Source organism: Terrihabitans aquatilis (genome assembly GCF_052542005.1).
Window position 1 is genome coordinate 716,178 of the sequence record NZ_JBOCUO010000001.1, and the last position, 22,617, is coordinate 738,794.

At 64.7% G+C, this 22,617-nt stretch carries 21 protein-coding genes and 1 other RNA gene; 11 read left to right on the forward strand and 11 right to left on the reverse strand.

Going from position 1 to position 22,617, the window contains the following annotated elements; genetic code table 11:
• The 7 genes from ACQ6S1_RS03600 to ACQ6S1_RS03630 all read right to left on the reverse strand — a co-directional run bounded on the left by ACQ6S1_RS03600 (position 1) and on the right by ACQ6S1_RS03630 (position 5,820).
• The gene (locus tag ACQ6S1_RS03600) at positions 1-1,491 is read right to left on the reverse strand and encodes a Do family serine endopeptidase (RefSeq protein WP_445039774.1); all 1,491 of its coding nucleotides are present in this window, start codon (positions 1,489-1,491) and stop codon (positions 1-3) included.
• A 51-nt stretch (positions 1,492-1,542) separates the two neighbouring features.
• On the reverse strand, positions 1,543-1,728 hold the full coding sequence (locus ACQ6S1_RS03605; protein WP_445039775.1) for a DUF2065 domain-containing protein: 186 nt from the start codon (positions 1,726-1,728) through the stop codon (positions 1,543-1,545).
• Complete coding sequence (gene hflC, locus ACQ6S1_RS03610; RefSeq protein ID WP_445039776.1) at positions 1,725-2,660, reverse strand: protease modulator HflC; 936 nt, start codon at positions 2,658-2,660, stop codon at positions 1,725-1,727. Before hflC ends, ACQ6S1_RS03605 begins: the two co-directional genes overlap by 4 nt.
• Positions 2,657-3,859, reverse strand: coding sequence for an FtsH protease activity modulator HflK (gene hflK / locus ACQ6S1_RS03615; protein ID WP_445039777.1), 1,203 nt, complete (start codon positions 3,857-3,859; stop codon positions 2,657-2,659). The genes hflC and hflK overlap by 4 nt, the downstream gene beginning before the upstream one ends.
• Positions 3,860-3,999: 140 nt before the next feature.
• The gene (locus tag ACQ6S1_RS03620) at positions 4,000-4,530 is read right to left on the reverse strand and encodes a dihydrofolate reductase (protein ID WP_445039778.1); all 531 of its coding nucleotides are present in this window, start codon (positions 4,528-4,530) and stop codon (positions 4,000-4,002) included.
• Positions 4,527-5,012, reverse strand: a complete 486-nt coding sequence (locus ACQ6S1_RS03625; RefSeq protein ID WP_445039779.1) for a GNAT family N-acetyltransferase — start codon at positions 5,010-5,012, stop codon at positions 4,527-4,529. The genes ACQ6S1_RS03620 and ACQ6S1_RS03625 overlap by 4 nt, the downstream gene beginning before the upstream one ends.
• A 13-nt stretch (positions 5,013-5,025) precedes the next feature.
• Positions 5,026-5,820, reverse strand: a complete 795-nt coding sequence (locus ACQ6S1_RS03630; RefSeq protein ID WP_445039780.1) for a thymidylate synthase — start codon at positions 5,818-5,820, stop codon at positions 5,026-5,028.
• Positions 5,821-5,987: 167 nt separating this feature from the next.
• Here ACQ6S1_RS03630 and ACQ6S1_RS03635 point away from each other — a divergent pair, with 167 nt between their 5' ends.
• From ACQ6S1_RS03635 to ACQ6S1_RS03660, 6 genes are all read left to right on the forward strand, one after another.
• Positions 5,988-6,356 carry a PepSY domain-containing protein gene (locus ACQ6S1_RS03635; RefSeq protein ID WP_445039781.1) on the forward strand — a complete coding sequence of 123 codons (369 nt, stop codon included), beginning with the start codon at positions 5,988-5,990 and terminating at the stop codon, positions 6,354-6,356.
• Positions 6,357-6,410: 54 nt separating this feature from the next.
• Positions 6,411-6,770: a transfer-messenger RNA gene (gene ssrA / locus ACQ6S1_RS03640) on the forward strand.
• Between the two features lie 61 nt (positions 6,771-6,831).
• Positions 6,832-7,398, forward strand: coding sequence for an SspB family protein (locus ACQ6S1_RS03645; RefSeq protein ID WP_445039782.1), 567 nt, complete (start codon positions 6,832-6,834; stop codon positions 7,396-7,398).
• Positions 7,399-7,435: 37 nt separating this feature from the next.
• Positions 7,436-8,827, forward strand: coding sequence for a class II fumarate hydratase (gene fumC / locus ACQ6S1_RS03650; RefSeq protein WP_445039783.1), 1,392 nt, complete (start codon positions 7,436-7,438; stop codon positions 8,825-8,827).
• A 53-nt stretch (positions 8,828-8,880) separates the two neighbouring features.
• On the forward strand, positions 8,881-9,066 hold the full coding sequence (locus tag ACQ6S1_RS03655; protein WP_445039784.1) for a DUF4169 family protein: 186 nt from the start codon (positions 8,881-8,883) through the stop codon (positions 9,064-9,066).
• The gene (locus ACQ6S1_RS03660) at positions 9,063-9,314 is read left to right on the forward strand and encodes a ribbon-helix-helix domain-containing protein (protein ID WP_445039785.1); all 252 of its coding nucleotides are present in this window, start codon (positions 9,063-9,065) and stop codon (positions 9,312-9,314) included. The genes ACQ6S1_RS03655 and ACQ6S1_RS03660 overlap by 4 nt, the downstream gene beginning before the upstream one ends.
• Here the strand turns inward: ACQ6S1_RS03660 and ACQ6S1_RS03665 are convergent.
• Entirely contained in the window at positions 9,260-12,817 is a 3,558-nt protein-coding gene (locus tag ACQ6S1_RS03665; RefSeq protein WP_445039786.1) for an AsmA family protein, read from the reverse strand. The genes ACQ6S1_RS03660 and ACQ6S1_RS03665 overlap by 55 nt on opposite strands.
• Positions 12,818-12,914: 97 nt before the next feature.
• Positions 12,915-13,544, reverse strand: a complete 630-nt coding sequence (locus ACQ6S1_RS03670) for a LysE family translocator (RefSeq protein WP_445039787.1) — start codon at positions 13,542-13,544, stop codon at positions 12,915-12,917.
• A 93-nt stretch (positions 13,545-13,637) separates the two neighbouring features.
• Here ACQ6S1_RS03670 and ACQ6S1_RS03675 point away from each other — a divergent pair, with 93 nt between their 5' ends.
• The 3 genes from ACQ6S1_RS03675 (at position 13,638) to ACQ6S1_RS03685 (ending at position 17,941) form a co-directional block, all read left to right on the forward strand.
• On the forward strand, positions 13,638-14,465 hold the full coding sequence (locus ACQ6S1_RS03675; protein WP_445039788.1) for a DUF1206 domain-containing protein: 828 nt from the start codon (positions 13,638-13,640) through the stop codon (positions 14,463-14,465).
• A 104-nt stretch (positions 14,466-14,569) separates the two neighbouring features.
• Entirely contained in the window at positions 14,570-16,966 is a 2,397-nt protein-coding gene (locus ACQ6S1_RS03680) for an ATP-dependent helicase (protein ID WP_445039789.1), read from the forward strand.
• A gap of 96 nt (positions 16,967-17,062) precedes the next feature.
• Entirely contained in the window at positions 17,063-17,941 is an 879-nt protein-coding gene (locus ACQ6S1_RS03685) for a 50S ribosomal protein L11 methyltransferase (RefSeq protein ID WP_445039790.1), read from the forward strand.
• A gap of 31 nt (positions 17,942-17,972) precedes the next feature.
• Here ACQ6S1_RS03685 and ACQ6S1_RS03690 read toward each other — a convergent pair whose 3' ends face one another.
• A complete protein-coding gene (locus tag ACQ6S1_RS03690) occupies positions 17,973-18,122 on the reverse strand; it encodes a hypothetical protein (protein WP_445039791.1) in 150 nt (49 codons plus the stop codon).
• Positions 18,123-18,318: 196 nt separating this feature from the next.
• Between ACQ6S1_RS03690 and ACQ6S1_RS03695 the strand changes: the two genes are divergently transcribed.
• Together ACQ6S1_RS03695 and ACQ6S1_RS03700 are read left to right on the forward strand one after the other, a co-directional pair.
• Positions 18,319-20,130: an aminopeptidase P family protein gene (locus ACQ6S1_RS03695; RefSeq protein ID WP_445039792.1), complete on the forward strand. Its 1,812-nt coding sequence runs from the start codon at positions 18,319-18,321 to the stop codon at positions 20,128-20,130.
• Positions 20,131-20,221: 91 nt separating this feature from the next.
• Positions 20,222-20,374 (forward strand): DUF3309 family protein, encoded by a 153-nt coding sequence (locus ACQ6S1_RS03700; protein WP_445039793.1) that lies wholly within the window; start codon positions 20,222-20,224, stop codon positions 20,372-20,374.
• A 63-nt stretch (positions 20,375-20,437) separates the two neighbouring features.
• Here the strand turns inward: ACQ6S1_RS03700 and ligA are convergent, their stop codons facing one another.
• A complete protein-coding gene (ligA, locus tag ACQ6S1_RS03705; RefSeq protein WP_445039794.1) occupies positions 20,438-22,576 on the reverse strand; it encodes an NAD-dependent DNA ligase LigA in 2,139 nt (712 codons plus the stop codon).
• Positions 22,577-22,617 lie beyond the last annotated feature (41 nt).

Sequence of the window (22,617 nt, forward strand, 5' to 3'; positions counted from 1 at the left end):
TCAGGACAGCGGCACCCGCAGGAACCGCATCTCGGCCTTGGGGCTGGCGATGAGATAAAGCGCGCTGGCCTGGCCCTCGCGCTTCAGATCGTCGAGGCGCTTGGTCATATCCTCCGGCGAGGAAACCTTCTGCTGCGCGATCTCGACGATGACGTCACCCACACGGATGTTGAGATCCTTCAGCGGCGAGTTCGGAGCGACACCGACCACCACGACGCCTTGCTCGATGGTACCGTCGATGGAGAAAGCGGCCCTTATGTCCGATCCCAACGGTGCAAGATCCAGCCCCAGGATTTGCGCCGTTCCTGACGGCGGGGCCGGCACATTTTCCTTCTCCGCGGGATTTGCGGCGGCCTGTTCGGGCGCCGCCTGACGGGCGACACGGATCTCGGCGGAGATCTGCTTGCCGTCACGCCAGACATCGACCTTCACGTTCTTATCGATTCCGGTATCGGCGACCATGCGCTGGAACGCCCGCGATGTCGGCACCGGCGTGCCGTCGAAACTTGTGATGATGTCGCCGGTGCGCAGTCCTGCGGCCGAGGCAGGGCCCTTGTCGAGCACCCCGGCCACCAGGGCACCGCGCGCCTTGCCGAGGCCCACGCGTTCCGCGACTTCGGGCGGAACATCCTGAATGCGGACGCCGAGATAGCCCCGCCGCGTCTCGCCATATTCAAGCAATTGGTCGATCACCGGACGCAACGTCGATTCCGGCACCGCGAAACCGATGCCCACCGAACCGCCCGTGGGCGACAGAATCGCTGTGTTCATACCGACGACATCGCCGGCCAGATTGAACAGAGGACCGCCGGAATTGCCCTTGTTGATGGAGGCGTCGGTCTGGATGAAATTGTCGTAGCGGCCCGTACGCATGTCGCGGTTGCGGCCCGACACGATGCCGGAGGTGGCGGACAGGCCGATGCCGAAGGGATTTCCCATGGCCACCACCCATTGGCCGACGCGCAAATCGTCCGAACCGCCGAACCGCGCCGCTTTCAGCGGTCCGGACAGCGGCTTTACTTTCAGCACGGCGACATCGGTTTCCTTGTCGCGGCCCACGACCTCGGCTGGCAGCTTGGAACCGTCGTTGAACGTGACCTCGACACGGTCCGCGCCGTCCACGACGTGGAAATTGGTGACGATCGTGCCCGCCGGATCGATGACGAAACCCGAGCCCTCACCGGTCTGGCGGCCGCCGGTCTCGCCGCGCTGCTGGCGTTCGAAAAAATCGTTGAAGAATTCATCGAGCGGCGCGCCATCAGGCGTACCTTCCGGCATATCCTCGTCATTGTCGCCCGCCCCGTCGAAATCTTCCGAGGTGGAGATCAGGACAACGCTGTCGATGACCTGATCGATGACGTCGGACAGCGCGTCCGGCCCACGAAGTGCGTTGGGTGTCGTCTGCGCCGAAGCGAGATGCGCGCCGGGCGCACCGGCAAGAAGCGCGCCGAGCGCCACGGAGCGCAGAAGCCGGAACAGGGATTGATGCATGACAACGCTCCACGCGGCCCGCTAGGCGATGATCGATGGCAGCTTATGCCGTCAGCCGCGGATCAGCCAGACCAGACAAATGCCCATGACGGCCGATAACAGACCCATCGCGCGCAATTGTGACGGACGCAATTGAGCGGCCGCGAGCATGGCACGAACGGTCGCAATCGGGAAAGCGGCCGATACAAGGCCCTCGATCACAAGAACGAGCCCGATTGCGACCAGAAAGTCGCTCATTGCACCGGCGAAGCCGCCCCCGGCGCAGGTGTCGTCGAGGTGCCGGCCGGTCCCGCAGCCCCCGCACCGCCCGTCGGAAGACGGAAATAGCGAAAGAATTCCGAATCCGGGCTGAGCACGAAGCGGGTGTCATTGGATGACAGCCCGGCCTCATAGGCCTGCATCGAACGATAGAATGCGAAGAAATCGCGATCCTGACCATAGGCCTGAGCGAAGATGGCGTTCCGCTGCCCATCGCCCTCACCTCGGGTACGCTCAGCCTCGCGGTTCGCCTCGGCGAGCACGACGACCACGTCGCGATCCGCGCGAGAGCGGATGCGCTGGGCGGCCTCGGCGCCCTCGGCGCGGATCTCGGCAGCTTCGCGCTGACGCTCGGTCTGCATGCGCTGGTAAACCGCCTGGCTGTTCTGCTCGGGCAGATCCGCACGACGGATGCGCACATCGACGACCTGGATGCCGAGGCCCGTGGCCTGCGTGTTCACCTGATCGCGGATCCGGTTCATCAGCTGCTCGCGCTGGTCGCGCACGACCTGCTGGAACGTGCTCTCGCCGAGCACACGACGGAGGCCCGAATTGACGAAGGTGGCAAGCTGGCTGTTGGCCCGCTCGACGGAGCCGAGCGTCTGGTAGAAGCGCAGCGGATTCTCGATGCGGTAACGCGCGAACGCGTCGACGCGGATACGCTTCTGGTCGGAGGCGATGACTTCCTCGGCCGGGAGGTCGAGCGCAAGAATGCGCTTGTCCACCCGCACGACGCTGTCCACGAACGGCGCCTTGAAGTTGATGCCCGGCTCGCGAACCACCTTGATGGCTTCGCCGAAGCGAAGAACGAGCGCCTGCTGGGTCTGATCGACGGTGAACACGGAACTGATTCCGATGAACACCGCGGCGGCGAGGAGGATCAGCACCGCTCCGCTGGCAATGCCTCTCATCGCGTGGCTCCCGAATTGGTGATGCGCGGCCCGGCCTGCACGGCGGCAGAGGGGCCCGACGTGTTGGAACGCTGGTTGTTGAGCTGGTCGAGCGGCAGATAAGGCACGACGCCCTGCCCGTTGCCGGACTGATCGAGAATGATCTTGTCGGTGCCGGCGAACACGCGCTCCATGGTTTCGAGGAACATGCGCTCGCGCGTTACTTCCGGAGCCTTGGCGTATTCGTTGTAGATCGAATTGAAGCGGTCGGCGGCACCGCGCGCTTCATTGATCACACGCTCGCGATAGCCCTCTGCGTTCTGGATGACGCGCGAGGCTTCACCACGCGCTTCCGGCACGACGCGATTGGCGTAGGCCTGCGCCTCGTTCTGCAGACGCTCCTGGTCGGCGCGAGCCGCCTGAACGTCGCGGAATGAATCGATGACCTGATCCGGCGGATCGACCTTCTGCATCTGCACCTGGATGACCAGAATGCCGGCCTGATAGCTGTCGAGGGTGCGCTGCATCAGATCATACACCGCACGTTCCACGCCCTGACGGCCCTGGGTCAGAACCGGCTGGAGATCGGAACGGCCGATAACTTCGCGCATCGCGCTCTCGGCGATGGCCTGGATGGTCGCTTCCGGGCTCTGGATGTTGAACAGGTATTCGGCGGCGCCGCCGGGTGTGTCGGTCTCGGGATTGCCGGGCTTGATCTGCCACACCACGGTGAAGTTCACGTCGACGATGTTCTCGTCGCCGGTCAGCATCAGGCTCTCCTGCGGAACCTCACGCACGCCGATCGTACTCCGGGACGCGGGCGCCTCGAGCCGAAGGCCGATTTCGAGGCGGCGGTTTTCCGTGACGTTGGGCGTGATCACCGACTCGATCGGATATGGCAGGTGATAGTGCAGGCCTTCGCCCGTGGTGCGCACATGCTTGCCGAAGCGCAGGACGACGCCCTGCTCGCTCGGGCTGACGGTGAAGAAGCCCGACAAGCCCCAGATGATGAGCGCGACGAGAAGAATGAGCAGGATGCCGATGCCGCCGCCGAAGGCCCCGCCGGGCACCATGCGCTTCAGACGGTCCTGGCTGCGCCGCAGTAGATCATCGAGATCCGGCGGGCGAGGCCCCTGATTTTGCGGGCCATTTCCCCACGGTCCGGGGTTCGGCCGCCACGGGCCGCCGCCACCGCCGCCGCTCTGATTGCTCCAGGGCATTAGGATCCTTCCCCTCGCCCCGCCGATGGTTGCGAGGGCACTTGCTTCAGACACATATGGCGAAGCTTTTAGGCTGGCGGAAGGCCCACGATCAACCCGAACAAATACGTTGGGCGGCAAGACGGCTTCGTGGCTCGCCTTCAGGTAACGTCTGAAGCGGCCTTCGGCACATATTCGACGAAGGCGAAACTGCATTCGTCGTTGTGGCCCGCATCGTGGGGTGCACGGCTTTCCTCGACCCACTGGCCGGGGTCGAGATCGGGGAAGAAGGCATCGCCTTCCGGCAAGCAATCGATCTCGGTCAGATGGATGCGCTGCGCGGAATCCAGCATCTGGGCAAAGATCTCGCCGCCGCCGACGACCGCGATCTCATCGGCCCGCAATTCCACAGCAAGCTGTCGGGCGCGTTCGAGCCCGGCTTCCAGCGAATGCACCACATGCGCGCCCTCCGCGGCGTAATCCTGCACCGACGTGACGACGACCGATTCCCGTCCAGGCAGCGCCCGACCGATGGATTCCCATGTCTTGCGGCCCATGATCATGGGCTTGCCCCATGTCACAGCCCGAAAGCGCTTGAGGTCGCTCGGGACATGCCACGGCATCTTGCCCTCGTTCCCGATCACGCGGTTCTTCGCCATGGCGGCGACGAGAACGATCACCGGTTCCTTCATGCTGCCTGCTCCCCAAGCCTTGCCAGCGCCTCTCCCGAGACGCGGCACGTGGTCCATCCGTCCATGAGTTCGGCGCCTTGCGAGCGATAGAAATCGATCGAAGGCGCATTCCAATCGAGCACCGACCATTCAAGCCGCGCCAGGTTTTCATCCCGGCAGCGCTGCGCCAGACGCGACAGCAAAGACTTGCCGATGCCCTTACCCCTCATGTCCGGACGAACGAACAAATCTTCGAGATAGATCCCGCTGCGGCCCTCAAAGGTCGAAAAATTGTAGAACCACAGAGCGAGACCTACGGGCGCACCGTCCCATTCCGCAATATCGCAGAATGCCCGTGGCGACGGGCCGAACAGGGCCTCGTCCATCATCGATTCCGTAGCCACGACCTCGTGCAGGAGCTTTTCGTAATCGGCCAACTCCCGGACGAGCTGCAACACGAGCCCGGCCTCTCCGGGCCGCGCGGAACGAATGATCAGACTCATCGGGAGACGTCCTCTAGACCGCGATGGGCGCACGGATCGCCGGATGGGGATCGTAGCCCTCCACGGCGATGTCGTCGAAGGTGAAGTCGAACAGCGAGCGCACGTCGGGATTGAGCCTGAGCTGCGGCAGCGGACGCGGTGAGCGCGACAGCTGCTCGCGCGCCTGATCCAGATGGTTCAGATACAGATGCGCGTCGCCGAACGAATGGACGAAGTCGCCGGGCTCCAGCCCGGTCACCTGCGCGATCATGTGCGTCAGGAGCGCATAAGATGCGATGTTGAACGGCACGCCGAGAAAGACGTCAGCAGATCGCTGGTAGAGCTGGCACGACAGGCGGCCCTGCGCCACGTGGAACTGGAACAGGCAATGGCAGGGCGCGAGCGCCATTTTCGGCAAGTCTGCCGGGTTCCAGGCACTGACGATCAGCCGGCGCGAATCGGGATTGGTGCGGATCTGCTCCAGAAGCTGGGCGATCTGGTCGATCGTATCGCCATCGGGCGTGGCCCAGGAGCGCCATTGCTTGCCGTAGACCGGGCCGAGATCGCCGTCAGCCGCCGCCCATTCGTTCCAGATCGACACGCCGTTCGCCTGCAGCGTGCGGGCATTCGTATCGCCCGCCAGAAACCACAGGAGCTCGTGGACGATGGACTTGATGTGCACCTTCTTGGTGGTGACGAGCGGAAAGCCTTCCGAAAGATCGAACCTCATCTGATGGCCGAACACCGACAAGGTGCCTGTACCGGTGCGGTCGTCCTTGCGGACACCTTCCCGGAGCACACGATCGACCAGATCGAGATAGGCCTTCATCTTGCGGGTCTCCTGCCTGCGGCAACCTATATCCGGCACATCATGAAACTTTGAGGCCCCCTGCCGGTTATCCCCGCCTGAACGAAACACGTCTTGCTTGTTCAGCTTCGGTTCACACGTTCTATTCCATTGGAATGTTCTGCCTGGGGGCATTTAGGAGAAATATCATGCGTCAGATGATTGTCGGAGCCGTTTTGGCGGCCAGCCTGGGCCTGGGTTTCGTTGCCACGTCGGCCGCCGTGTCGCCCGCAGGCGCGCAGACCGTTATCGTTGGCCCCGATGGCGTGCGCGTCCGTCCGGACGACCGTCGCGATTACGACCGTCGCGATCGCCGTGACCGCCGCGACGTCAGCGCCCGCGAGGCCGAGGATATCGCCCGCCGCAACGGTGTCGGCCGCGTCTTCCGCGTCGATCGCCGCCGTGGCGATTGGGTCGTGGTCGGATCGAACCGCCGTGGCCCCGGCGATCTCGAAGTGCGCATTGACAGCCGCAGCGGCCGCGTCGTGGCCGTCGATCGCCTGCGCGGACGCCGCTGATCAGGAGTGGGGCGGGCTTCGGCCCGCTCCACTCTTTCAGGTTTGCGCATGAGGCCGCTTTTCAAAGCAGCGAACCATGCCTATATCTTGGTTGCCGGCTTCGGTCGGCTATAGCGATAAACGAGCTTCAAAATAAGCCATTCGGACCCGGGGGCAGTACCCGGCGCCTCCACCAGAAACCGCGTCGTCACGGTTTGCGGCGGGGGCGAAACAGGATCGACGAGGGTGTAAAGGCTGTTCTTTCGCTCGGTATTGTTCCGCCGTTATCGGGCTGTTGCATAGTTGCCAATGACAACAACTACGCTCCGGCCGCTCTCGCTGCGTAATGCAGTGCTGGTGACCGATTTTAAAGCCCTGGGGGATTAGCGTTCCTCAGGCGGGGTTCGGAGGCACCTGGCAACAGAAGCCTCCACTTCTTTTCCCTGCTTCGGTCTTGCCGAGGCATTCCACATCCCGATCCGGTCGCAGCGAGGCCATGAGCACCGACCTCATTCGATACGATCTGCTGGCGCAGGAGGCCCTGCGCGGCGTGGTTCGCCGGGTCCTGGAGGATGTGGCCCGCACCGGCCTGCCGGGCGAGCATCATTTCTACATTTCCTTCAACACGGAATTTCCCGGCGTGCGGATGTCTCCGCGCCTGCGTGAGAGATATCCGGAGGAGATGACCGTCGTCATCCAGCACCAGTTCTGGGACCTTCAGGTCACCGAACATGCTTTCGAGATCGGCCTGTCCTTCTCGAACGTGCCGGAGATGCTCTACATACCCTTCGATTCGATCAGCGGCTTCTTCGATCCGTCCGTGAAGTTCGGCCTGAAATTCGAGCCGATCACACCGCCGGAATCCGATGAGAAGCCGGATGCGGACGTAGCGGCCGGCCCAGGCGCACAGCCCGTATCCCTGGAGGCACGCCAATTGGCCGCGGCCGGCGCAGGTGGCGAGGCCGCCGCCCATAAGGATGATGACGCTGCGGACAGCAAGCCTGCCGCATCGCCGGAAAACGGCGCCGAGATCGTCAGTCTCGATAAATTCCGCAAGAAATAACGGGGCCCTGCCCATCTCGCCGGAGGGGGGCGAGCCGATGACCCGCACACGCACCGAAACGGACACGTTCGGCCCGATCGAGGTCGAGGCCGATCGCTATTGGGGCGCGCAGGCGCAACGTTCGCTGGGCAATTTCAAGATCGGCTGGGAGAAACAGCCGCTTCCCGTGGTGCGTGCGCTCGGCATCGTCAAGCGCGCCGCAGCCGAAGCCAACATGGACCTCGGCCGGCTCGACCCCGCTATCGGCAAGGCCGTGGTGCAGGCCGCGCAGGAAGTGATCGAAGGCAAGCTCGACGCGCATTTCCCGCTCGTCGTCTGGCAGACCGGCTCCGGCACGCAATCCAACATGAACGCCAACGAGGTGATCTCGAACCGCGCCATCGAGATCCTTGGCGGCGAGATGGGCTCGAAGAAGCCGGTCCATCCCAACGACCACGTCAATATGAGCCAGTCGTCGAACGACACCTATCCGACGGCGATGCACGTGGCCTGCGCGGAGGAGATCGTCCACCGACTGATCCCGGCGCTGCAGACGCTGCGCAACGCGCTGAACGACAAGGCAGAGGCGTGGAAGTCGATCATCAAGATCGGCCGCACGCACACCCAGGACGCCACCCCGCTGACGCTGGGCCAGGAATTTTCCGGTTACACGGCACAGGTCGAGAACGGCATCGCGCGCATCGAGCAGACGCTGACCAAGCTGATGGAGCTGGCGCAGGGCGGCACGGCCGTCGGCACCGGCCTGAATGCGCCGGTCGGCTTCGCCGAAGCCGTGGCCGACAAGATCGCCCACATCACCGGACTGCCCTTCAAGACGGCGCCGAACAAGTTCGAGGCTCTGGCCGCGCACGACGCCATGGTGTTCTCGCATGGCGCGATCAACACGGTTGCGGCCTCGCTGTTCAAGATCGCCAACGACATCCGTTTTCTCGGTTCCGGCCCCCGTTCGGGCCTGGGCGAGCTCGCTCTTCCCGAGAATGAGCCAGGCTCTTCCATCATGCCGGGCAAGGTAAATCCGACCCAGTGCGAGGCCCTGACGCAGGTTTGCGTACAGGTGTTCGGCAACCACGCCGCCCTCACCTTCGCGGGCAGCCAGGGCCATTTCGAGCTGAACGTCTTCAACCCGGTGATGGCCTACAATTTCCTGCAATCGGTGCGGCTGATGGCCGACGCTGCGGTAAGCTTCACCGACAATTGCGTGGTAGGCATCGAGCCGCGCATCGACAACATCGAGCGCGGGCTCAACAATTCACTGATGCTGGTGACGGCGCTGAACGGCAAGCTCGGCTACGACGCCTGCGCCAAGATCGCCAAGACGGCCCACAAGAACGGCACGACTTTGCGTGAGGAGGCCGTTGGCGGCGGCTATCTGACGGACGCGGAGTTCGACGAGGTGGTACGGCCGGAGAAGATGATCTCGCCGGGCTGAACCGGACATCACGAGCCGACAGGGCGAAATCGCCCTTTCCGGAGGCTGAGAGCATGGCCGATCTCATCAATCTCAACAAAGCCCGCAAACAGCGCGCCCGGGCCGAGAAAAATGTGAAGGCGGCAGCGAACCGCGTCGTGTTCGGGCGCACCAAATCCGACAAGGACGCCGAAAAGGCGCGGGCCGAGAACGCGGCGCGGCTTCTGGATGGGCACCGCCGGGAGCCCGACCCTTCGTGAGCGGCGTGCTGAAGCGCTCCATCGCCATCGCGGGGCATCGCACCAGCATCACGCTCGAAGACGAATTCTGGGCAGGGCTTCGCGAAATCGCCGAAGCCGATGGCAAGACGCTGCGGGCACTGGTGGCGGAAATCGATGCCGCGCGCGGCCCGAACAACCTTTCCTCCGCGATACGGCTACGTGTGCTGCACCATTATCGCGCCGGTTGCGGACTTCCGCCACGGAACACGTCGAACGGCGAAAACTGACGGCGCGGCTGGGGCGCCGGCTGCTGCGGTGCCGGCTGCGGTCTCGGCTGTGGCCTCTGCATCTGAACCGGCGGCGGCAATTCGCCCAGCGGAACGGTTCCCGTGCTCTCGTTGATGGCCTTCAGGCGCGCCGCCTCCTCCGCGCGCCGGGTGCGCTCACGCTGATCGTGCTCCATCTGCTGCACGCGCTTCATCTCCCGGTCGAGTGCACGCACGGTCAGGAAGCTTGTGAAGGCGGTGGTGTCGATGCTGCGGGCGGGCGCGCGGATCGACCCGTCGAAGCGGAGGGCGACTTGCGGAGCGGCCGCGCCGGCAACGGCGTCCATGCCGGAAGGACGCAGCGTGATGCTGGCCGCGAGCACATCGCGCGCCAGATCGATATCGGCGGAAGCACTGGCGGACGCCGCTTCCGACTGAACGGCCGCGTTCGAGATCCGCATCGTTCCCGACGCCATGGTGAAGGCGCTGGTGACATCCTCGACCGGCAGATCGCCGGCCGCGAGTTCGGCGGTGAAACGGCGCATCACGTCAAGCTCGTCCGGCGTTACCGCCTTTTCCTCGAGGCTGCGCATCACACGCGAGAACGCACCCGCATCGAGCCCGCGCAGACGCGCATTGCGAATCTGGAAGGTGCCGCTGCCCGTCAGGCCCTGAGCCATGGCGGAAAGGCTGGCCCCACTGCCCACCGCATCTGCCATGACATCGAGCCGCCCCACGGCGACGGGTTGGCCCTCGGATTTCGTCACGAGGTCGGCCAGCGAACCGCCGGCCAACGCCACGCGGCCGGAAACGGATGCCTCTTTGCCTGCCTTGCGAACGATAACACTGCCGGTAACGGCCCCGCCCGCCAGAACGGCCGAGACGTCCTGAAGCGCGAACTCGTTCGGCGACAAAACGAGGTTCATGCCCGCTTTGCCGGCGATGTAGCCCGGAGCGAGTTCGAACGCGCCTGTGCGGATGCCGATGCGCCCCTGAAGCCCGTCGAACAATCCCTGCCCGATCGGTCCGGACGGCCAGCCGGTTTCGTCGTTCTCGCTCAAGGCGAGCGGACCGACGGCTGCGCCCACCAGTTCCAGCAGGCTGACCGAGGTCAGATCGACATCGCCTGCGATGCCTGATTTCGGATTGTATTCCAGCCGCCCCGAACTGGCGCGCCCTCCGACGAAGCCGGTGATCAGCGACGCCGAGACGGTCTCGTCCTTCCACGTCACATCCCCGGTAAGGCTCACGGGAAGCACCGGCAGGACGCCCGGCGCAACACGCCCCAGGAGGATTGCGAAGCGGGACGCATCCTCGGCATTCACCTCGGCATGGCCACGCAGCAGGAATTCCTCGTCGGTCCGACCACGAAGATCGATGCGGCTGCCCGCCGCCAACAGCGTGCCTTCCACGGCGAGGCCGCGCGCACCGTCCTGACTGAGTGACAGCTCGGCCCGTGAATCACCCTGGGGCTCAGGGTTGACGAGAGGAAGACCCATCTGCTGCAGAAGACGTGCGCCATCGCCGGACATCGCCGCCAGTCGCGCCGATTGAAGCTGCGCCCAGGCCAGCCCCTTGCTGGTGGCGTCGATATCGAGATCGGTGCCGCCGACGATGCCCGAAAGCCGCAAGGCATACCGGCCAGTATCGTCCGAAGACAGAGCGGCCGTGAGATTCAGGGGCGCGAGAGCCTCCCCTCGCCGGGACAGCGCCGTAACGAGGGCCGGCGGCACCGGAAGGCTGCGCAGCACCTGAACGGCGCCGTCGAGCGATTGCGCGGCAATCTTCGCATTCAGCTTGGCACCGTGCCCGCCTTCCGCGATCGGCAGGCGGCCCTCGGCCTCCAGCCTCGAACCACCCAGATCGGCGATAATTAAACGCCGGATATCCGCCGCCTCGCGGTCGATGGTCAGATCGGCGTCGATGCCGCGACCGGGAACCTTCGCATAAACCAGATGCTCGGCGCGAAGCGCGATCTGGAATTCAGGCGTCCCGCCCCCGGTCTTGTCGAGCCAGGCCAGAAGCCGCTTGATATCGAGCGCATCGAGGTCCAGTTCGTCCGCCCGCAGATCGGCTTCGAGGCGCAGCGGCGCGTCGTCCTCCTGCCGCCACGTGACCCGGCCCTGTATCTCCGTATTGTCGAGACCAAGCTTCATGCCATGGACGGCGGAGGCCCCCGGTCGAACCTGCACGTCTCCGGACAGGTTGAGCGTGCGCACGCCGATATCGGGACGCGCCTGATCGGCCGTGCCACCCCCGGCCCAGCGCAGAAGGCTGGGGAGGTTTGAAACGGTGAGACGCGCCTGCCCCTCATAGGCCGGCGGCGACCATTCGTTGACGGTCAACGCGCCCTTGGTGAACACCGCGCCTCCGCCGGGAAGCTGGGCATCGAACGAACGCACCTCCCATCCCTGCGCGGTCGAAGCCAGATCCGCCCGCAGGCCGGTGATCACATCGCTCCCGAGAACAAGAGAGCCGATATCGACCGACCCCTGGATAGCGAATGGCATGCCGGACAGAGCCGGAAGATCGTCCAGATAGGCCTGCACGGCCTCGGCCGGTGTGAGAGTCGGCGCATCCGCCGGGCGGGCGAGCGCCCGGTCGAGATCGAATTGCCTCGCCTTGAGAGCGAGGTTTGCGCGCGGCTGCGCGCCCAAAGCGATGTCGCCCTGCCCGTTCAGTCGCAGGCCCTGCCCCTCCGCGCCGTAGAGCAGATCCAGCGTCTTCATCGCGATGCGGTGAGGCTCGGCTTCGATCTCGCTGCCAATGCGCCAGGGCGCGGGCTGGTTCTGCGCGGCGGCGGCCGTGATATCCGCCTTGCCCGATAGAACCGGCCGGCCATCCTGAAGCCGCAGATTGCCATCCACATCGAGCGAGGGTTTGCCCTCCGCGCGCAGGGCCAGATTGGTGCGCCCCGTTCCGCTCGCGAAGGAGCCGGTGGAAACGCGCAGATCGAACGGCACGCCTTCACCGCGGCCGGAGGCATTGAGCTTGAACGGTCCCGACAGGGCACTCGCCTGGCCGGACAGATTGACGCCGTCGAAATGGAATGTGCGATCGGACGCCTCGTCATGCAGCAGGATCCGGGCGTCGTTGACCGCGATGTCCTCGATGGCGATGCGGCCGAGATCCGCGGTTACCGCGCTTCGGCCGATGGGCAGCCGGATCTCACCGTTCTGGCCGATGCTCGCCGTGAGCTCGGCGCCGCCAATCGTAAGCTTGGTCACGCGGTATTGGCCGCTGAGAAGCGGCGTGAGGGCCAGATCGAGCGTCAACTCGCCTGCCTGGAGGGCGCTTTGTTCGCCATCCGCCCCGATGCGCACACCGCCGAACCGCACGCGCGGGCTCGGCAGGAGGCGGGCATCGACATCGCCCGTGACGCGTACCGGCACGCCGGTGATGCGGCCCGCCTGCTGCTCGAACTCGGTTCGGTAATCGCTCCAGTCGATGAAGAAAGGTCCGATCAGGGCCGCGATCAGAGCGGCCACAAGGGCGAGGCCCAATCCGGTCAAGGTCGCGTTCAAATCACCAAAGCCCCGGCAACGTTCATCGCCTCCGGCAGGAGGCAGCCGCGATTACTATGACGGCAAGGCAAAAGGAAAGCGACGCCGGCGGCGACTTTTACCGCATACGCAGGGATTGTACGGCGTCGAGGATGGATTTTCCGCCGAAGGCCACGAATAGCGCGCCCGTGACGCGGGTGATGATGCGGTGATGCCGCTCCACCACGCGGCGGATGGGCGAGAGGCCGGCCATCCACAACAGGATGCCATAGGCGATGACGAAGCCCACCATGGCGGCGGCCATGAACCCCGGTGCATCGCTCCAGGTCAGCGCCGAGGCAAAGGGCGCGGTCAGCGCCGTGAACATGGCAACCGCCACTGGATAGGCCTTGGGGTTGGTGAGGCCGAAGATCAGTCCGGTGCGCACAGGATTTCGCGCGCCCACGGCGTGCGACGGCCCCTCGCCCGGATCACGCAGCGCCTTGATGCCGAGCCAGATGAGGTAAAGGCCGCAAACGATTCCCAGCGCATCGAAAAGCGTGTGCCCGAGCTGGCTGACGCCAACGATGGCGAAAATGGCCAGCGCGCACCACAGCGTGTCTCCAAGCATGTGCGCCGTGATGAAGCGCGCGCCATGGGCACGACCGGAGATCGCGGTCAGCGTGAACAGCGCCAGCACCGCAGGCCCCGGCGAGATTCCGTACACAAAACCGGCGGAGAAGGATGCGGTAAGAGCCTGAGGAGTCATGGCGAGCACCTGCGGATGCGGACACCCCGATTGGCGATCCGGATGCATCCAATTCCTTCCAGGAACGTTGCCTTGCCTGACGGGGATTTTGCAATGGCATTGGCACGCACGACCATCGAAAGAATGGCACGCTTCGGCTTTGCGGCGCGAGGCGCGGTCTACATCGTCGTCGGAGCCCTGGCGCTTCTCGCCGCGATCGGCTCCGGCGGACGAGCCACCGGCTCGAAGGGCGCGCTTCAGGAAGTGCTGCTGCAGCCGTTCGGCAGCGTCATCCTCGCCCTTGTGGCGCTCGGGCTGCTGGCGTTTGCCGCCTGGCGCATCATCGAGGCCGGCTTCGATGCCGACGACCACGGAACCGGGCCAAAGGGCATCGTGGTGCGCGCGGCCCATGTGTTCAGCGCTATCGTCAACACCGGCCTCGCGCTCTCCGCCATCGGGCTCCTGATCGGCACCGCGACCGCCTCGGGCGAAGATGGCAGCGTGCGCGACTGGACGAGCTTCCTCATGCAGCAGCCGTTCGGACGCTGGATGTTGGGCGCGATCGGCGCCGGCACCATTGTCGGCGGCGGCGTGATGTTCGTCGCGGCGGCGAAGGCGGCGTTCCTCAAGCGGCTCGACTGCCCGGAAAACCATGCCGGCTGGATCAGGAGCGTGGGCCGCATCGGCTATGCGGCGCGGGGCGTAACCTTCCTCATCATCGGCGGCTTCCTCATCGTCGCCGCAGTCACATATGATTCCTCCGCCGCCCACGGCCTCGGCGGCGCTCTGAAGGAGCTTCAGGTCCAGCCTTACGGATGGGCCCTGCTCGGCCTGGTCGCCATCGGTCTCGCGGCATTCGGCATGTTCGGACTGGTGCAAGCGCGCTATCGCGCCATTCACCCGCCGGAGAAGCACGATCTGCCGGAGTTCGCACGGGCCTGACCTGGATTTGTCCCCGCCCCTCGCAATCACCCGAACGAGGTGCCATTTTGTTCCCGGGAACGAATCGCTTCGGATGGCGCGTTCCGCCCGCAGGATTGAGCGATTTGGCCGGACAAAACCCAGTACCTTTCTTCGACGATGATGAGCTTCTCGCCCCGCGCGCGGGCGGGATTGCGGCGCGTGCGCTGGCGGCATCCGGCCGTGGTGCGGCGGCCGAGGCCGATTACCTCTCCGGCTTGAATCCCGAACAATGCGAGGCGGTGCAGACGCTGGATGGCCCGCTATTGGTGCTGGCCGGCGCGGGCACAGGTAAGACCCGCGTGCTGACCACGCGCATCGCCCACATATTGGCGACGCGGCGCGCCCACCCTTCGCAGATTCTGGCCGTGACCTTCACCAATAAGGCCGCGCGCGAGATGAAGAACCGCGTTGCCACGCTGGTGGGCGATGTGGCGGAGGGCATGCCGTGGCTCGGCACGTTCCACTCGATCGGCACCCGCATCCTGCGCCGCCATGCCGAGCTGGCGGGACTGAAATCCAGCTTCACCATTCTCGACACCGATGACCAGATTCGCCTGATCAAGCAGATCCTTCAGGCCGAGAACATCGACGACAAGCGCTGGCCCGCCCGATCGCTCGCCTGGGCGATCGACGGCTGGAAGAACCGCGGGCTCGGCCCCTCCGAAGTGCCGCCAGGCGAAGGCGCGTCCTTTGCCAACGGCAAGGGAAAGGCGCTCTACGAGATTTATCAGGCCCGCCTGAAGGTCCTGAACGCCACCGATTTCGGGGACCTTCTGCTCGAGCCGATCCGCATCTTTCGCGAGAATCCGGACATCCTGACGCTCTATCACCAGCGCTTCCGGTTCCTGCTGGTGGACGAGTACCAGGACACCAACGTCGCGCAATATCTGTGGCTGCGGCTTCTGGCGCAGGGCTCGCACAATCTGTGCTGCGTGGGCGACGACGACCAGTCGATCTATGGCTGGCGCGGCGCGGAGGTGGACAACATCCTGCGCTTCGAAAAGGACTTTCCGGGCGCAAAGGTCATCCGGCTGGAGCGCAATTACCGCTCCGACGCGCACATCCTCGGCGCCGCTTCCCATCTCATCGCCCACAATCAGGGACGTCTTGGCAAGACGCTGCGCCCTCAGGGAGAGGAAGGCGAACGCGTCACGGTGACCGGCTCCTGGGATTCGGGCGAGGAAGCGCGCGCGATCGGCGACGAGATCGAGAGCCTGCAGAGAAAGGGCCACAGCCTCGATAATATCGCCATTCTGGTGCGGGCTTCGTTCCAGATGCGCGAATTCGAGGATCGCTTCGTCACCTTGGGCCTGAATTACCGCGTCATCGGCGGTCCGCGTTTCTACGAACGCGCCGAGATCCGCGATGCGCTTGCCTATCTGCGCTGCGTGAACTCGCCTTTCGACGGCCTAGCTTTCGAGCGCATCATCAACACCCCGAAGCGCGGGCTGGGCGATGCCACGGTTCAAAGCCTGAACCTCATCGCCCGTTCGGCCAATGTGCCCCTTATGGAAGCCGCGCGCATGGCGGCCGATTCCGAGGATCTGAAGCCGAAGCCACGCCAGACCCTGCGCGACCTGACCGGCTGCTTCGCGCGCTGGAGCCGCGCCGCCGAGACGATGAAGCACACCGACCTCGCCGAGATGGTGCTGGACGAGTCGGGTTACACCGAGATGTGGCGGCAGGATCGTTCGCCGGAAGCGGCCGGGCGTCTCGAAAACCTGAAGGAGCTCATTCGCTCCATGGACGGCTTTGAGAACCTGCAGGGCTTCCTCGAACACGTCTCGCTGGTGATGGACACCGAAGGCGCGAACACCGATGAAGCCGTGACCCTGATGACGCTGCACGCCGCCAAGGGGCTGGAATACGATGTGGTGTTTCTGCCCGGCTGGGAGGAAGGACTGTTTCCGCACCAGCGATCGCTGGACGAGAACGGCCGTGCCGGGCTCGAAGAGGAGCGCCGGCTGGCCTATGTCGGTATCACCCGCGCCAAGAAGCGGGCCAAGATCTATTTCGCGTCCAACCGCCGCATCCACGGCATGTGGCAATCCTCCATCCCGTCACGTTTCCTCGACGACCTGCCGGAAGCGCATGTCGAGGTGACGGAGGCACCGGCCGCCTTCTCCAATCGCGGGTTCGGGGCAAGCCGGTTCGATAAGGTAGAAACGTTCGGCTCGAGCTACAACACGCCCGGCTGGCAGCGAGCGCAGGCCCGGCGCGACGCCAATCCGGGTTTTGCCGAGCCCCGGCGCGGTGGTTTCGGCAGCGGTATGTCACGCCGTGGCGGCCCCACTGTGATCGAGGGTGAGCTTGTCGCCACATCCGATTCCAGCGCCTCGACATTCACGATCGGCGAACGCGTCTTCCATGAGAAGTTCGGCTATGGCGACGTGACCGGCGTGGAGGGCAATAAGCTCGCAGTGCTCTTCGACAAGGCAGGCCAGAAGCGCGTCATCGACAGCTTCGTAAAACGGGTCTGAGCAAGTTTCTTCAGCTGTGAGAAGCCGCGCAAACTGGCGCTGTGATTTGCCACGCGGTGACGCTATGCATCGCGCATCCCTTTCAGGAACACATCCATGCCCACCGCCGTCGTCCGAATTTTTGCGCCGCAGCAGGAAGCCGAGCACGTGGCGCTTCTCGCCGAGGAGATGCTGACGCTGGACGATCTTTCCATCGTGGTGTCGGAAACCGCGCCCGACGATCCGGTCTGGCGGGTGGATCTGTTCGGCGGGCCGAACATCACCCCGGACGCGCTGGAGGACGAGGTTCGCCGCGTACTCGGGGAGGCTATCGCGTCGTATGACGTGACGGCTGAGACCATTCAGGACGCCGACTGGGTGGCGCAATCGCTGGCCGGGCTCGACCCGGTATTGGCGGGACGCTTCTTCGTGCACGGCGGACACGATCGTGGCCGCGTGCCCCAAAATGCCGTAGGCATTCAGGTCGAGGCCGCTTTGGCGTTCGGCACGGGGCATCACGGCACGACGCGCGGTTGCCTTCTGGCCTTCGATCACCTTCTGAAGGGACATCGACCGCGGCGCGTGCTTGATCTCGGCACGGGCACGGGCGTGCTCGGCATTGCCGCAGCAAAGGCGCTGCACCTGCCGGTTCTGGCCAGCGACATTGATGCGACCTCGGTTCTGATCGCGCGCGAGAACGCCGCGCTGAACCGCACCGGCACCAGCGTGCGCGTGGTGCATGCCAACGGCATGCAGGACCCTGCCATCCAGACGGCTGCACCGTTCGATCTGATCTTTGCGAATATTCTCGCAGGCCCGCTTGTGGCCCTCGCCCCGTCTATTGCGCGGGCGGTGATGCCCGGCGGACATGTCATCCTGTCTGGGCTTCTCACACATCAGGAGCGCGCCGTGCGCGCTGCCTATCGTCTGCAGGGACTGATCGTGGTTCGCCGCACCGTCCTGAACAATTGGGTGACATTGACGCTCGCGGCCTGAGCCGCGAGCCGTCAGGACTCAAACCGCGCGATCAGAGACCACGAAGCGAGAAATAGGCGGAAGTGTAATCAACGCTGCCGTTTTCACTGGGAACGCTGAAGCGGTTGAGCCAGCCGAAAAAAGCTTCGACAAGGCTGGGACGGGAAACGAGGGCGCCAGAGGCGTAAGTCGTGGTGGCCATTGTTCTTGATCCTTGCGGTATTTGTTATTTGGTATTTGGTATACCAGCGCTGAGAACCATATGGCATGGCCGGTCGGCGCACATCGGCAGATTTTGCATGGCAGCTCCTCTGCGCTGCTGACGCGCCGATAAGACCTTGTTCATCAAGATGGAGCTGGCGCTAGGCGTTATTCAGCTGGGGTTCTAAGCTGGATCCATGTTTGAAAGCCGATTCCAGGACTTTGAAGATCACGGTGGACCTGCGCATTGCGCAGCCCGCATCGCGGCATTGCGCGCCGAGCTTGAACGGCGCGGCGTGCAGGGCTTCCTCGTTCCCCGGGCCGACGCACATCAGAATGAATACGTGCCGCCCTCCGAGGAGCGGCTGGCCTGGCTGACAGGTTTCACAGGCTCTGCGGGTTTCGCCGTCGTGCTGCGCGAGCGCGCGGCTTTGTTCGTCGACGGCCGCTACACCGTGCAGGCGCGTGAGCAGATCGACACCCTTGTCATCGAACCGGTCGAGCTGGCACGGACCTCTCCGAGCGATTGGCTGAAAGAGAATGCCCATGGGTTGCGCATCGGCTTCGATTCCTGGCTGCACACCGCAGAGGCGATCGAGCGTTTCCGAGCGACCGGGATCGAGTTGCTCGCGCTCGATGACAACCCGATTGACGCCATCTGGACCTCGCGCCCACCTGCACCGTCCGCGCAGATCTTAGGGCACGACGAGCGTTTCGCCGGCGAGAGTGCCGCGAGCAAGATTGCCCGCGTCCAGAGCGAGATTGAAAAGGCGGGGGCCGACAGCCTGCTGCTGACCGACCCGCACGCCATCGCCTGGCTGTTCAACATCCGTGGCGGCGATGTCAGCCACACCCCCCTGCCCCTCGCTTGGGCCGTAATCCACGCCCATGACCGCCCCGTCCTGCTGGTCGAGGCCCGCAAGCTGAGCAATCTGCTGCGCGACGAACTGGCCGATCTGGCCGAGATCAGTGAGCCGGAAAACCTGGAGACGGAGCTGGCGCGCCTCGGCACCGCCGGCCGAATTGTCATGATCGACGCCTCCGCCACAGCCGAGCGACTTCACGCGGGCCTGCGCGAGGCCGGCGCCATTATCAAGCGCGCCACCGACCCGATCCAGAAGATGAAGGCGGTGAAGAACGCAGCCGAAATCGCCGGCACGCGGGAGGCGCACCACCGCGACGGGTTGGCGATGGTGCGTTTTTTGGCCTGGTTCGACCGCGAGGCGCCGACGGGAAAGGTCGACGAGATCCTGGCGGCCCAGGCGTTGGAAACGTTCCGTCGCGAAAGCGGCCAGCTCCGGGACGTGTCATTTCCCACCATTTCGGCGGCCGGACCGAACGCCGCCCTGCCGCATTACAGGGTAACGCGCGCCAGCAATCGCCGGGTGGAAGACGGTCTCTTCCTCATCGATTCCGGGGCGCAATATCGCGATGGCACCACAGACATCACCCGCACCATCGCGGTTGGCACGCTCTCGGCCGACATGAAGGATCGCTACACACGCGTTCTGAAAGGCCATATCGCCATTGCGACCGCCCGTTTCCCGAAGGGCGCCAGCGGCGCACAGCTCGACCCCTTGGCCCGCCGCGCCTTGTGGGATGCGGGCTGCGATTTCGACCACGGCACCGGCCATGGCGTGGGATCTTATCTGTCGGTGCATGAGGGCCCGCAGCGGATTTCGAAGCTCGGGCACACCGCGCTGGAGCCGGGCATGATCCTCTCGAACGAGCCGGGCTATTATCGCGAGGGCGCGTTCGGCATCCGCATCGAGAACCTTGAACTTGTGCGCGAGGACGAGCGCCCGTCAGAACGGCCGATGCTGCGCTTCGAAACGCTCACGCTCGCGCCCATCGACACCCGCCCGATCCTGACCGATCTCCTCGACACGGCGGAGATCGCCTGGCTCGACGCCTATCATGAGCGGGTCCTGAACGAACTCGGTCCGCTTCTGGGCGCCGAGGTCCGTGAATGGCTGGAAGGGGCGTGCGCACCCATCACGCGTTTATGACAACGACGTGAGCACCTTAGCCTTCTTGTGAGGTGGAACCAGGCCCATCGCCGGAAAGTTGATCCGTCGGCACCGAGGCAAGGAGGGCCCTATGTCCACCATTCTGATCGTTATCCTTATTCTGATCCTGATCGGCGCGCTGCCCAGCTGGGGCTACAGCCGTTCCTGGGGCTACGGACCCGGCGGCATCGTCGGCGTCGTGCTCATCATCGTCATCGTTCTGGCCTTGACCGGACGCCTCTGACGCTGCGCCTCAAGACCGAGAGTCACGGCCGGCTCCGACATGTGCGGACCGGCCGTTATCGTCTCAATTTGCGCCGATGAAGACGAGCCATTCGTCTTCCGTCATGACCTGCAGGCCGAGTTCGGTGGCCTGCTTCAGCTTTGAACCAGCCCCCGGTCCGGCTACGACGATGTCGGTCTTCTTCGACACCGACCCAGAGACCTTTGCGCCCGAACGCTCAGCCTGGGCTTTTGCCTCGTCGCGCGTCATCCGCTCGAGCGTGCCGGTGAACACCACGGTCTTTCCGGCAATCGGCGTGTCGCGGGCGACCTCCTCCATCGCCTCTGGGTTCAATTCGGCCAGCAAGGCATCGAACGCAGCGTTGTTGCGGGGCTCCTGAAAGAACTCGACGACGGCTCCGGCGACGATTGCCCCGATGCCTGACACGTCCACCAGTTCACGCCAGGCCTCGTTTCCTTTGTCGCCCTTCTGCGCCGGATCTGGCATCACTGCGCCGCGGGCGGCCTCACGCAGCCGTTCCAGCGTGCCGTAATGGCGCATCAGGCGCTTGGCGTTGATCTCGCCGACATGGCGGACCCCCAGCGCGAAGAGCACACGATTGGCAGAACGTGTGCGCGCCGTCTCGATGGCTGCGAAGAGATTGCGGGCGGAAAGATCGCCCCACCCTTCCCGGTTCTTGAGCCGCGCAAGATCGTTCTTCTCCTCCCGCTCCAACCGGAAGATGTCGGACGGCTCCTTGACGAGCCCCCATTCATAGAGCGCGCGCACCTGCTTCTCGCCCAGCCCCTCGATGTCCATGGCGTTACGCGACACGAAATGGCGCAGCCGCTCCACGACCTGCGCCGGACAGATGAGGCCGCCCGTGCAGCGGCGGTCCGACTCGCCCTCTTCCCGGACGGCATGGCTGCCACAGGCGGGGCATGTGGTGGGAAATGCGTATGGTTTTGAGTCCGCCGGGCGCTTCTCGATCAGGACCCGCACGATCTGGGGAATGACATCCCCGGCCCGCTGCACCACCACGCTGTCGCCGATGCGGATGTCGTTGCCGTCACGCACCTCCTGTCCGTGGGAGTCGACGCCGCGAATGAAGTCTTCGTTATGGAGCGTGGCATTCGCCACGACGACGCCACCCACCGTGACCGGCTCCAGCTTGGCGACCGGCGTCAGCTTCCCGGTGCGGCCGACCTGGATCTCGATGTCGTTAAGGATCGTTGTCGCCTGCTCGGCAGCGAATTTATGAGCGATGGCCCAGCGAGGCGAACGCGAGACGAAACCGAGCCGCTGCTGCAGGTCCAGCCGGTCGACCTTGTAGACCACGCCGTCGATGTCATAACCCAATCCTGCGCGCTGCTGCTCGACGTCCTGATGGTAGGCAATCATCTCGTCGGGCGATTGCACCACGCGCACCAGCGGGTTGGTGATGAAGCCCCAATCACGCAGCCTGGCCGTCATCGCGGATTGGGTCTGCTCCGGCAGCGACGAAGCCTCGCCCCAACCATAGGCAAAAAACCTGAGCCGCCGCGAGCGCGTGATCTCGGCATCGAGCTGGCGAAGCGAGCCACCGGCGGCGTTGCGTGGATTGGCATACAGCGGCTTGCCCGCTTCGGCCTGCCGTTCGTTCAGGGCTCGGAAATCGGCGTGAGGGAAATAGACCTCCCCGCGTATCTCGATGAGGTCTGGAATGCCCGCACCCGCCAGTTCCTGCGGGATATCCGCGATGGTGCGAACGTTGGCAGTGACGTCCTCGCCGGTCGTGCCGTCGCCGCGTGTGGCGCCGAGCACAAGGCGGCCCTTCTCATAACGAAGATTCGCCGAAAGACCGTCGATCTTGGGTTCAGCCTGAAAGGCGATCTCACCGGTGAAATTCAGGAAGCGCCGCACACGCGCGACAAATTCGTTCACGTCGTCGGAATCGAACGCATTGTCGAGCGACAGCATGGGAACGCCATGGCGGGCCTTGGCGAATTTCTCGGACGGCGCGCCCGAGACCTGCTGCGTGGGGCTGTCGGTGGAGATGAGCTCCGGGAATGCGGCCTCGATCTCCAGAAGGCGGCGGCGAAGCGCGTCGTAATCGGCATCGGAGATGCTCGGCGCATCGTCCTCGTAATAGCGCCGGTCGTGCGCCTTGATCTCCTCGCTGAGGCGGGCGTGCTCCGCCTGGGCATCGATCAGGGTTTCGGGCAGGGAATCTGGGGCGCTCATGTCCCTTGTCATGCCCGAAAACAGGGACGCGCTAAAGGGCG